The 11,940-nt window shown below is 68.1% G+C and carries 10 protein-coding genes and 1 pseudogene; 7 read left to right on the top strand and 4 right to left on the bottom strand.

Translation table 11 applies throughout. From position 1 onward, the window contains the following. Positions 1-37: 37 nt before the first annotated feature. Positions 38-457 (bottom strand): secondary thiamine-phosphate synthase enzyme YjbQ, encoded by a 420-nt coding sequence (locus AC1Z3W_RS02770; protein ID WP_057926333.1) that lies wholly within the window; start codon positions 455-457, stop codon positions 38-40. 10 nt (positions 458-467) lie between these two features. Beyond that, positions 468-794 (bottom strand): thioredoxin family protein, encoded by a 327-nt coding sequence (locus AC1Z3W_RS02765; protein ID WP_057926332.1) that lies wholly within the window; start codon positions 792-794, stop codon positions 468-470. A gap of 111 nt (positions 795-905) precedes the next feature. Between AC1Z3W_RS02765 and AC1Z3W_RS02760 the strand changes: the two are divergent. The 7 genes and pseudogenes from AC1Z3W_RS02760 to AC1Z3W_RS02730 form a co-directional block, all read left to right on the top strand. Next, a pseudogene (locus AC1Z3W_RS02760) lies at positions 906-1,166 on the top strand (flavin reductase family protein); the annotation flags it as partial. Positions 1,167-1,357: 191 nt separating this feature from the next. Continuing rightward, the gene (locus AC1Z3W_RS02755; protein WP_057926330.1) at positions 1,358-1,690 is read left to right on the top strand and encodes a DUF2322 family protein; all 333 of its coding nucleotides are present in this window, start codon (positions 1,358-1,360) and stop codon (positions 1,688-1,690) included. Between the two features lie 72 nt (positions 1,691-1,762). Beyond that, positions 1,763-2,557, top strand: coding sequence for a hypothetical protein (locus tag AC1Z3W_RS02750; protein WP_483507823.1), 795 nt, complete (start codon positions 1,763-1,765; stop codon positions 2,555-2,557). Positions 2,558-3,108: 551 nt separating this feature from the next. Beyond that, positions 3,109-4,509, top strand: coding sequence for an MFS transporter (locus AC1Z3W_RS02745; protein WP_124833949.1), 1,401 nt, complete (start codon positions 3,109-3,111; stop codon positions 4,507-4,509). A gap of 316 nt (positions 4,510-4,825) precedes the next feature. Next, positions 4,826-7,276 (top strand): nitrite reductase large subunit NirB, encoded by a 2,451-nt coding sequence (gene nirB, locus AC1Z3W_RS02740; RefSeq protein WP_483506917.1) that lies wholly within the window; start codon positions 4,826-4,828, stop codon positions 7,274-7,276. 32 nt (positions 7,277-7,308) lie between these two features. After that, a complete protein-coding gene (locus AC1Z3W_RS02735; RefSeq protein ID WP_057926327.1) occupies positions 7,309-7,707 on the top strand; it encodes a nitrite reductase (NAD(P)H) small subunit in 399 nt (132 codons plus the stop codon). After that, positions 7,704-10,541, top strand: coding sequence for a nitrate reductase (locus AC1Z3W_RS02730; RefSeq protein WP_057926326.1), 2,838 nt, complete (start codon positions 7,704-7,706; stop codon positions 10,539-10,541). The genes AC1Z3W_RS02735 and AC1Z3W_RS02730 overlap by 4 nt, the downstream gene beginning before the upstream one ends. 80 nt (positions 10,542-10,621) lie before the next feature. Here AC1Z3W_RS02730 and AC1Z3W_RS02725 read toward each other — a convergent pair whose 3' ends face one another. Both AC1Z3W_RS02725 and AC1Z3W_RS02720 read right to left on the bottom strand, forming a co-directional pair. Continuing rightward, complete coding sequence (locus AC1Z3W_RS02725) at positions 10,622-11,191, bottom strand: hypothetical protein (protein ID WP_057926325.1); 570 nt, start codon at positions 11,189-11,191, stop codon at positions 10,622-10,624. A 216-nt stretch (positions 11,192-11,407) separates the two neighbouring features. After that, on the bottom strand, positions 11,408-11,866 hold the full coding sequence (locus AC1Z3W_RS02720) for an Lrp/AsnC family transcriptional regulator (protein ID WP_006486309.1): 459 nt from the start codon (positions 11,864-11,866) through the stop codon (positions 11,408-11,410). Positions 11,867-11,940: the final 74 nt, after the last annotated feature.

Raw genomic sequence — 11,940 nt, 5'->3', positions numbered from 1 at the left:
CGCGGGCCCGCCTGCTCGCCCGTTCGCGTTGCCGCTTCTACTCGCCAATCAAATGCAGCACGATGTCGCGCCGATGCGCCGCGCGACGGTGCTCGAACAGATAGATGCCCTGCCAGGTGCCGAGCACCATGCGCCCATGCTCGACCGGGATCGACAACTGCACCTGCGTCAGCGCCGTGCGCAGATGCGCGGGCATGTCGTCGGGCCCTTCGGTGTCGTGCTCGTAGCGCGTGTCGTCCTCGGGTGCGAGCGTCGCGAAGTAGCGCTCGAGATCGCGCTGCACCGACGGATCCGCGTTCTCCTGGATCAGCAGCGACGCGGACGTATGGCGGCAGAACACGGTCAGCAGCCCGGTGCGGATCGCCTGCTGGTCGACGAATGCGCGCACCTGCGGCGTGAACTCGACGAGGCCGCTCCCGCGCGTGTCGACGCCGATGTGCGTGATGGCCTGTTGCATGATGACGCCCTCAGGCAAGTGCGGCGAAGCCGTCGGCTTCGATCTGCTTCGCGTCGGCGGGGCGCACGACGCGCGCGACTTCGACCCCGTCGCGCAGGAATACCAGCGTCGGCCACAGCTTCACGCCGAACGACCGGCCGAGCGGCCGGCCCGGACCATCCTCGATCTTCAGGTGCCGCACGGCCGGATGCGCGGAAAACGACGCGACGATCGCAGGCTGCGCACCTGCGCAGATCCCGCACCAGTTCGCGCCGAATTCGATGACGGTGGCACCGGCCAGTGCGTCGACTTCCGCGCGCGTCGGCGCATTGGCGGTGTAGCGTTGTTCAGTGTCCATCGGGGCCCTCGTGTGCAATGGCGGAACGTGGCCGCCGCGTGCCGGCGTGGGCGGCAGGTGCGGCCGGTGATTTCCCACTGTAGCGGAAAAGCGCGCGCGATGCCGATGGTGGTGCGCGGCTACATTCGCGTATTCGAAGTGCGCATCCAGCGCGTGCACGGGCACCCGGACCTGCTGATGGATGGCCATCCGGACCACGTCGATCCGGACAAGTGGTCGCCACCGATCATGAGTTTTCAGAAGTTCTACGGCCTCGCACCGCATCAGCCGCATGCGTCGCGGCTCGCCGACATTCCCGAGCGCGCATATCGCAGCCCCGACATCGAGCGCTCGCGCGAAGCGGGCATGACGATGGATACGGCGCGGCGATAACGCAGGGCGGCCCGCGTCACGCAAACGCCTCGCGTACGCGGTGCCGCTGCTCGCGTCCTGCTCACGTCCGGCTCTCGTGCACCGGCTGGTGCGCCGGTGGGTGCGCCGGTGGGTACGCGGCGGCTGGCCGCGGCGACGATCGGATAAGATACGGGCCGATTGACCCATGATCGAACCGACGGAGTATTTCAGTGATTCAACCGACCCAAGTATTCAAGGACAACCTCGCGCAATTGCCGGCCATCGACGGCATCGCGCGCATCGATCTCGTCGGCGCGAACGGCGACGTGGTCGCCAGCATCGAGAACCAGCCGGGCAAGCAAGGCTCGCTCGCGGTGTACAACTACCTGAAGCAGGCATTCGGCACGCTGGATGCGAAGGCCGCCGAACACGGCCTCGCGGTATTCGCGGAACATACCGCCGACGCACGCAACCGCCCGGGCGCACACCCGAACGTCGATCGTCTGCTGGCGATCGTCGACGGTGGCGACGCACTGCGGATCGACGTGATCGCGCAAGGCTGAGTCCACATGCGGCGCATCGCTGCCCGGCCGTTTGCCCGCCGCGTCGCATCGCTCGCGGCACTCACGTGCATCATGCTCGGCGGCGCGGCGTCGGCCGATACGCTGCGTACGGCTTCCGATATCGCGGGTGCGTCGCTGGTTCCGCTCGGCGCGCTGCCGCACTCGCCGGAGAACGGCGCGCTCGACACGTTTTGCGCGCAATATCGTGCGAAAACTGCAACCGCGGCCGGCCGCGACGTCGCGAAGCTCGGCTGGATCGTGACGTCCGAAGCACCGCTCGGCCGCTACACGGTCGTCACGTTCGCGAGCGGGTTCAAGTCGGGGACCAGCGCGATCTGCTTCGCGCGCAACGCAAACATCGGCGTCTTCGACGGCACGACGCTCGTCGCGCTCGGCTATACGGCGCGCGCGTCCGGCTGGCAGCTCGGCTCGGTCGAGCCGCTGGAAAGCGGCGCGCTGCTGGTCTGGGGCGGTGATGGTCCGTCGGCGCCCGTCGGCGAGTTGCGCGAAGAGAATGGCGGCTTGCGGCTGACCGCGGTTGCCGCCGAACGCACGTACTGTCACGGCCGCGCGATCGTGCCCAACGTGTACGGCAAACCGCTCGACAAGGCGCGCAAGATCCTGATCTCGCATGGCTGGCAGCCGCTGCGCCCGCACGAGAAACCGGACGCGATGGACGGCGCGGCGACGCTCGCGAAGCACGGGATCATCGAAGCCGAAGCGTGCTCGGGCACCGGCATGGGGTATTGCGCGCTGCGATATCGGAATGCGGCCGGCGTGCTCGGCGTGACGACGGTCGGCGGCGAGCCGGACACGCCGGCCGCGAATACCGTGATCGATTATCAGGTGGCTTGCAGGCAGCAGTAACCGACGCGAGGCAGCAAGAAACTCGTGATCTCGTTCGCTTGATTCGTCGTACCCTCAGTCGTTCATCGTTTGAACCACCGGCAGTCGCCACTGTTGTTCAAAATCCTGAACATGCCGCGCCGGCGATCGTAGGCGCCGCCGATTTCCGCATCTTCCGAACCTCGCGGCTCCCGCTCCCCCGGTATCGCGGCCACGCGTCTCTCCCACCACCCGCCACGCGTCGCTCTCGAACCTGGTCGCCCACGTCACCGTACGGCGTGTCCCATCCGGCAACCTCGCTCGATCAACGGTAGTACCCCGAATCTTCCCGGTGCATGGCCGCACCGCCACTGCGCCCGAGCGCACGCTGACAGTGCCGCTCCCCCCGCGTCGCATCAAACGCCGTGGATCCCCCTCTCCCGCTACCGACAAGGCTGAGCGCCCCATCCATCGACATCTGCCGCGGCTGGCATGCATATTGCCAACGAGGACCTGACGCCGCATGCCGGCGTCTTGCGATGTTCGGACCGATCCAGCCGGTGTCCGACCGGCAATCCGCAGAGGTCATCACCATGACGCGTTTGCGCACCTCCTTGCAGAGCGGCAACTGGCGCTCGCTGCTCGCGTGCTTCCTGTATTTCGACACCGGCTTCACCGTCTGGGTGCTGTACGGCCCGCTCGCGCCGTTCATCGGCAAGGACATCGCGATGTCCGCCGCGCAGCAAGGCTTTCTCGTCGCGGTACCGGTGCTCGCCGCGGCGATCCTGCGCGTGACGCTCGGCAACCTGTACCAATCCACGAATGGACGCACGATCGCGCTGATGGGCGTCGTGTTGTCCGCACTGCCGGCAATCGTCCTGCCGTGCGTGCCCGGCACGCCGTCGTACGCGCTGCTGCTCGTGCTCGGCGTATTCCTCGGGATGGGCGGCGCAAGTTTCGCGGTTGCGCTGCCAATGGCGGGCAGCAGCTATCCGCCGAAAGTGCAGGGCCTCGTGCTCGGCCTTGCCGCGGCTGGCAACATCGGCGCGGTACTCGACGGCTTCATGTTTCCGCATATCGCGGCCGCCGTCGGCTGGAAGCTGTCGACCGCCGCCGCGCTGCCGCTGCTCGCGATTGCCGGCTTCGCGATCGCCGCGTGGGCCGACGACCGCGGCGAAAAATCCGGCAGCGTGCCGCGTGCGCTCGGTGCGTTCGCGATCACGCTCGCCGGCCTCGTCGCGCTGGTCCTGGCCGTGCACGGCGGGCTGTTCGGTGCCGGCAAGACGGGCGTGCTGCTGCTGCCGGTGATGGGCGCGCTGCTCGCGATCGCGATCCTGCCCGCGCGCTACCGCGCGGTGCTCGCCGAGCGCGATACGTGGGTCATCATGCTGATCTACAGCATCACGTTCGGCGGCTTCGTCGGCATGTCGTCATACGTGACGCTGCTGCTGACGTCGCTGTATCAGATGCCTAAAATCGACGCCGGCCTGTTCATGTCGCTGCTCGCGTTCCTCGGCGCGATCGTGCGGCCGCTCGGCGGCTTCATCGCGGACCGCGTCACGGGCGTGCGCACACTGATCGTGCTGCTCGCGGCAATCGCCGCCGCCGATTTCGCGTTCGCCGCGTGGATGCCGCCGCTCGCGGGCGGCATCGCATTGCTGATCTGCCTGTACGTCGCCTTCGGGCTCGGCAACGGCGCGACCTTCCAGCTCGTGCCGCACCGCTGGCAGGGCAAGACGGGCCTGCTGTCCGGCATCGTCGGCGCCGCGGGCGGAATCGGCGGCTTCTATCTGCCCGTCGTGATGGGCATCGCGAAGGAAAGCACCGGCAGCTACCAGCTCGGCTTCATGACGTTCGGCGCCCTCGCCACCGGTGCATGCGGCGCACTCGTGCTGCTGCGTGCGCAATGGCTCGAATGGGCCATGCCCGCCGACGCACGCGCGGCCGCCCTGCCGGCGATCCCGGCGAGCGGCATCACGCATGTTGCCGAGTGAGCACCCCAGCGGGCCGCCACATCGGCCCGCTTGACCGGCGCGGCCCATGCCGCCGGCGACATGTCGAACGGGCGGTCGTGCTGCATGCGCCTGCACGCCGTGTGACGGCAAACAACTGACGAATCGATCGTTGCCGCTCCGGTGCACCGACTTGCATTGCAATGCACCAATGTAGCCCGTACCGCGCATGCACGCGGTGCGCGCCCATCGGCGCACATTGCACCGGGACGCGGCCCGGCGCATTGGCACGCCGTTTGCTTTTTGACTCCTTGACAAGCGGGGCGACCTGCACGCTGAACGCCAAGGAGACGTCGTAATGCGGAAGATGAAGCTGGTGATGGTCGGCAACGGGATGGCGGGCGTACGCACGCTCGAAGAACTGTTCAAGCTGGCCCCGGATCTGTACGACGTCACGGTGTTCGGCGCGGAGCCGCATCCGAACTACAACCGGATCCTGCTGTCGCCGGTGCTGGCCGGCGAGCAGACGCTCGAACAGATCGTCCTGAACGATTACGCGTGGTACGAACGGCACGGCGTGAAGCTGCTGACCGGCCGCAAGGTCGTGAAGATCGACCGCGTGCGCCGGGTCGTGGTGGCCAACGACGGCACCGAGGCACCGTACGACCGCCTGCTGCTCGCGACCGGCTCGAATCCATTCATGCTGCCGATTCCCGGAATCGGGCTCGACGGCGTGCTCGGCTATCGCGACATTGCCGACACGCAGGCGATGATCGACGCATCGTCGCAGTATCGACGTGCGGTCGTAATCGGCGGCGGGCTGCTCGGCCTCGAGGCCGCGAACGGCCTGAAGCTGCGCGGCATGGACGTGACGGTCGTCCACCTCGCGCCAACGCTGCTCGAGCGGCAGCTCGACGCGACCGCGGGCGAATTGCTGCGCAAGTCGCTGGAAGCGCGCGGCCTGGCATTCCTGATGTCGAAGCAGACTGCCGCGCTGGAGGCCAACGGCCCGGACGGCAAGCGGGTGCGCGCGGTCCGCTTCGCCGACGGCGATTCGATCGAAGCCGATCTCGTCGTGATGGCGATCGGCATCCGGCCGAACACCGAACTCGCGGAAAGCACGGGGCTCTACTGCAATCGCGGCGTCGTCGTGAGCGACACGATGCAGACCTACGACCCGCGCATCTACGCGGTCGGCGAATGCGCGAGCCACCGCGGCATCGCGTACGGGCTCGTCGCGCCGCTGTTCGAGCAGGCCAAGGTCGCGGCGAACCATCTCGCGGAATTCGGCATCGGCCGCTACGCCGGCTCGGTCACGTCGACGAAGCTGAAGGTCACCGGCATCGATCTCTATTCCGCGGGCGACTTCCTCGGCGGCGAAGGCACCGAAGACATCACGCTGTCCGATCCGCTCGCGGGCGTCTACAAGAAGATCGTCGTCAAGGAAGACCGGATCGTCGGCGCGTGCCTGTACGGCGACACCGCCGACGGCGCGTGGTATTTCAAGCTGCTGCGCGAGGGCCGCAACATCGCGGACATCCGCGACACGCTGATGTTCGGCGAGACGAGCCTCGGCGACACCGGGCACAGCGGCGTCACGCACGCGGCGGCAATGGCCGACACCGCCGAGGTATGCGGCTGCAACGGCGTCTGCAAAGGCACGATCGTCGGCGCGATCAAGGAGAAGGGGCTCTTCACGCTCGAAGACGTGCGCAAGCACACGAAGGCATCCGCGTCGTGCGGTTCCTGCACGGGCCTCGTCGAACAGATCCTGATGTCGACGCTCGGCGGCGACTATTCCGCGTCGCCGAAGGCGAAGCCGGTCTGCGGCTGCACCGACCGCACGCATGCGGAAGTGCGCTCGGCGATTCGCGAGCACAAGCTGCTGTCGGTGCCGGCCGCGATGCACTTCCTCGAATGGCGCACGCCGAACGGCTGCTCGACCTGTCGCCCTGCACTGAACTACTACTGCATCAGCACCTGGCCGCACGAGGCGAAGGACGATCCGCAATCGCGCTTCATCAACGAACGCGCGCACGCGAACATCCAGAAGGACGGCACCTATTCGGTCGTGCCGCGCATGTGGGGCGGCGTGACGACCGCCGACGAGCTGCGCCGCATCGCCGATGTCGTCGACAAGTATGCGATTCCGACCGTCAAGGTCACGGGCGGGCAGCGCATCGACCTGCTCGGCGTGAAGAAGGAGGACCTGCCGGGCGTATGGCACGACCTCGGGATGCCGAGCGGCCATGCTTATGCGAAGGCGCTGCGCACCGTGAAGACCTGCGTCGGCTCCGAATGGTGCCGCTTCGGCACGCAGGATTCGACGCTGATGGGCCAGCAGCTCGAACGCGCGCTGTGGCGGATGTACGCGCCGCACAAGGTCAAGCTGGCTGTGTCGGGCTGCCCGCGCAACTGCGCGGAATCGGGGATCAAGGACGTCGGCGTGATCGGCGTCGATTCCGGCTGGGAAATCTACGTCGGCGGCAACGGCGGGATCAAGACCGAGGTTGCGCAGTTCTTCTGCAAGGTGAAGACGCACGAGGAAGTGCTCGAGCATGCTGGCGCGTTCCTGCAGCTCTATCGCGAGGAAGGCTGGTATCTGGAGCGCACCGTGCACTATCTCGAACGCGTCGGGCTCGACTACGTGAAAGCGCGCGTGCTCGACGATGCCGACAACCGCTCGGCGCTGTGGGAACGCCTGCAGTTCGCGCTGAAGGACGAGCCCGATCCGTGGCACGACACCGACGACGCACAGGTCGACCTGCGCCAGTTCATCCCGATCGCCGTCGAGACGGCCGGCCGCTGACGCCGCCACTGCCACCGCCAGGAAACCTCAAGATGACCACTTTCGAACCCGACTGGATCGCGGTCTGCCGGATCGACGACATTCCCCCGCTCGGCGCACGCGTCGTCAAGCGGCCCGAAGGCGCGCCCGTCGCGCTGTTTCGCACCGCGGGCGACCGCGTGTTCGCGCTGCTCGACCGCTGTCCGCATCGCGGCGGCCCGCTGTCGCAGGGCATCGTGCACGGCGAACAGGTGACGTGCCCGCTGCACGGCTTCAACGTCGCGTTCGGCAACGGCTGCGCGCTGCCGCCCGACGACGGCTGTACGCCCGTGTTCAGCGTCGCGTGCGACGGCGACGCCGTGCTGCTCCGGCGCAGCGAACTCGCGTCGCTCGCGATCGGCGACGACGCATCCGGCGCACCCGCGTGCGTCGCACCAGGGCACGCTGCATGACGGGAATGGCAGCAGTACTCGATCGCAACGCTCACCAAGACGCCGACCTGCGCGAAACGCATTCGACCTGCTGCTACTGCGGCGTCGGCTGCGGCGTGATCATCCAGACGACCGGCGATGGCGACGGACGGCGCAAGATCGTCGGCGTGCGTGGCGACCCCGACCATCCGGCGAATTTCGGCCGGCTGTGTTCGAAAGGCAGCACGCTGCACCTGACCGCCGCGCCCGAACGCTATGCGCAGACCCGTGCGACGCATCCCGAACTGCGGCACGCGCGCGACGCGTCGCGCACGCGCGTGTCGTGGGACGACGCACTCGATCACGTCGCCGCGCGCTTCGCGCGGATCGTCGAGCAGCACGGCCGCGATGCGGTCGGCTTCTACATTTCCGGCCAACTGCTGACCGAGGATTACTACGTCTTCAACAAGCTCGCGAAGGGCTTGATCGGCACCAACAACATCGATTCGAATTCGCGGCTGTGCATGAGCTCGGCCGTGGTCGGCTACAAGAAATCGCTCGGCGCCGACGCGCCGCCATGCAGCTACGACGATCTCGATCACGCGGGCACCGTGCTGATCGCCGGCGCGAACCCGGCGTTCGCGCACCCGATCCTGTACCGCCGGCTCGAAGCCGCGCGCGAGCGCAATCCGGCGATGAAGGTGATCGTCGCCGATCCGCGCCGAACCGATTCCGCAAGCGACGCGACGCTGCACCTCGCGCTGCAGCCCGGCACCGACGTCGCGCTGTTCAATGCGATGCTGCACGTGCTGGTGTGGGACGGCTCGCTCGACCGCGCATTCATCGACGCGCACACGAACGGCTTCGATGCGGTACGCGACAGCGTGCGCGAATGGTCGCCGGCCGTCGCGGCACAGGTCTGCGGGCTGCGCGCGGACGACATCGTGAAAGCCGCGCGCTGGTTCGCCGACGGCCCGTCGCTGTCGCTGTACTGCCAGGGGCTGAACCAGTCGGCGGACGGCTCGCACAAGAACGTCGCGCTGATCAACCTGCATCTGGCCACCGGGCAGATCGGCAAGCCAGGCGCGGGGCCGTTCTCGCTGACCGGGCAGCCGAACGCGATGGGCGGCCGCGAAGTGGGCGGGATGGCGACGCTCGCGTCCGCGCATCGCGATCTCGCGAACCCCGCCGATCGTGCCGAAATCGCGCGGCTGTGGGGCGTCGACGACGTGCCGGCGCAGCCCGGCCTGACCGCGGTCGAGATGTTCGACCGGCTCGCCGCAGGCGATCTCAAGGCCGTATGGATCGTCTGCACGAACCCGGCTCACTCGCTGCCGAACCAGGCGGCCGTGCGCGCGGGGCTCGCCCGCGCGGAATTCGTCGTGCTGCAGGATGCGTATGCGCATACCGGCACCGCGCCGTACGCCGACGTGCTGCTGCCCGCGGCGACGTGGGGTGAGAAGGACGGCACCGTCACCAACTCGGAGCGGCGCATCTCGCGCGTGCGGGCAGCCGTCGAACCGTACGGCGACGCGCGCGCGGACTGGCGGATCGCCGCGGAGGTCGGCCAACGGCTCGAGGCACGGCTCGCGCCGGGCCGCGCCACGCTGTTTCCGTATGCGGATACGGAAGCGGTATGGAACGAGCATCGCGCGACGACGGCCGGGCGCGATTGCGACATCGGCGGCCTGTCGTGGCCGCAGCTTGAAGCCACCGGCCCGCAGCAATGGCCCTTTCCGCCGGGCGCCACGCACGGCGCCGCCCGGCTGTATGCCGACGGACGGTTTCCGACCGCCGACGGCCGCGCCCGCTTCATCGCGACGCCGTACCAGCCGGTTGCGGAACCGGTCGATTCGCGCTTCCGCTTCGCGCTGACCACCGGCCGGCTGCGCGACCAATGGCACGGCTGCAGCCGCACGGGCAGCGTGCCGAAGCTGTTCTCGCACGCCCCGGCGCCGAGCGTCGACCTGAACGCCGCGGACTGTGCGCGCCTGGGCATCGGCCCGCACGACTTCGTGCACCTGACGTCGCGCCGCGGCAGCATGCTGCTGCCCGCGCGCGCCGACGACGCGATCGCGCCCGGCCAGGCGTTCACGCCGATGCACTGGGGCGACGAGTTCGTGTCCGGCGTGGCTGGCAATCGCATCGGCGCCGGCGTCAATACGGTGACCTCGGCCGCGCTGGACCCGCACTCGCGCCAGCCGGAACTGAAGCACGCCGCGATCAAGCTGCTGAAGGCCGACCTGCCGTGGCGCTGGCTGATCGCCGCGCGCTTGGCCGCAGACGAACTGCTGGCGCGGCAGCGCGAGGTGCGTGCGCTGTTCGCGCGATTCCCGTATGCGAGTTGCGTGCCGTTCGGCACCGACGCCGGTGGCGGGCTCGCATGGCGCGCGGCGGCATACGAGCCGGTGCCCGTCGCACTGCACCGCGAGATCGAGGCGCTGCTCGGCTTGCCCGAACATGCGATCGACGTGATGAGCTACGGCGACGCACGGCGCGGCACCGCCCGCCGCGTGCGCGTGGTCGACGGCGTGCTGACCGCGTTCTCCGTGTCGGGCGCGGCGGGCGCAACCGAGGACAGTGCGGCCGTGCTGCGCGACTATGTCGACAGCGGTACCAGCGTCGGCGCGATCGGCCGGATGCTGTTGTTCGCAGGACGCGTGCCGTTGCAGGCGGCACCCGCACGCGGCCGCGCGGTTTGCAATTGCCTGGGCGTCAGCGAGAGCGAGATTCGTGCGGCGCTGTCGGCATGCCCCGCGGCCGCGACGCCTGCGGAGCGGTTCGCGGGCTTGCAGGCGCAACTCAAGTGCGGCACGCAGTGCGGCTCGTGCGTACCCGAGTTGCGGCGAATGAGCGCCGAGGCGATCGTGTCTTAGCGGGCTCGCGCGACAGAGGATCGATGCGCGCCGCCCGGTCACGAATTCCGGTACCGGCGCGCAATGTGCGTGCGCAATCGTCAGCGATTCGCGCCGAGCGCCACGCGCAGCCGCTCCATCAGCCGCGTGTAGTGCCGCAGCACGTCGGCCTTGTCCGTCACGTTCGCGGTCGAGAACCGCTCGGCCCACGCCGCCTTCCATTCATACGTGCCGTGCACGCTGCGGTCGCCGTCCGGCGCCTGGATCAGCGAACGGATCCGCGCGTCGCGCCCCGGCCCCGTATGCATCTCGAACAGCGCGTGGATGAACGTGTGATACGCGTCGTACACGTCGTCGTCGAACAGGTAGCGGTAGATGTGAAACGTGCGGTCCAGCTCGCGCTTCGCGCGGATCACGTCGTCCGGCGAGATGTCCTTCCAGTAGCCGATCCACGTGTAGAAGCACAGCAGCGCATTGAGCTGCGGCGCGACCGTGTCGTACAGCGTGAGCCGCTTCTCGATCAGCCGCTGGTTGGTCCACTGCACGAGCTCGAGCCGCTTCAGCCGGCGCGCGACGAGCCAGCCGAGACACGCGACCGACAACGGCGTCAGCACGCCGAGCACGAGCTTGACGATTTCCAGCGAATTCCACGGCGTGTTGAATGGCTGCATGAATGGCTCGCCCCAGAAAAGGCACCGCCCGGCGGATCGCATCGCGCGCAGCGCGCCTGCCCGATCGCCTTGCGGTTGACCGTTAGTTGCTTGCGCATCGAAGTCGCACCGTGATGCAGCCGGTGCGCGGCGAAGCGGCTTGTCCCGCCAGTGTATCGGTCGATTGTCACCGGCCGGTGACGACTCGCCGAACCGGCGTTGCGCACTCGTGCCGCGTTACGTCGGCAGCGCCGATGTGAGCTTGACCTTCTGCATCGGAATGTCGGTCTTCACGCTCAGCACGCCCGGAATGCGCGTCAGGTATTCCATCTGGAAGCGCCGGTAGTCGTCGATGTCGGCGGCCACCACGCGCAGCAGGAAATCGCAGTCGCCGGCCATCAGGTGACACTCGACCACTTCCGGCATCTGCTGGACGGCCTCGGCGAAGCGGTTCACGGATTCCGCGTCCTGCCCCTTCAGCCACACGCGCGTGAAGATCGTCAGCCCCTTGCCGACCTTCGCCGGATTCAGCACGGCCACGTATTTCTCGATCACGCCCGCTTCCTCGAGCAGCCGCACGCGCCGCAGGCACGGCGACGGCGACAGCCCGACCTCGTGCGCGAGTTCCACGTTCTGCATGCGTCCGTCGCGCTGCAGCGCGCTCAGGATCCGCCGATCGATAGCGTCAAGCTTCATTGGCATTGAATTCCAAAAAAATCAAAAATCGTTCGTTCAATGCCAAATTCTCATGAAGTTCTGGCTATAACGCA

Source organism: Burkholderia sp. 10_S31 (assembly GCF_056930375.1).
Note: the sequence above shows the minus strand (reverse complement) of the source record. Positions and strands in the feature narration are given on the sequence as shown.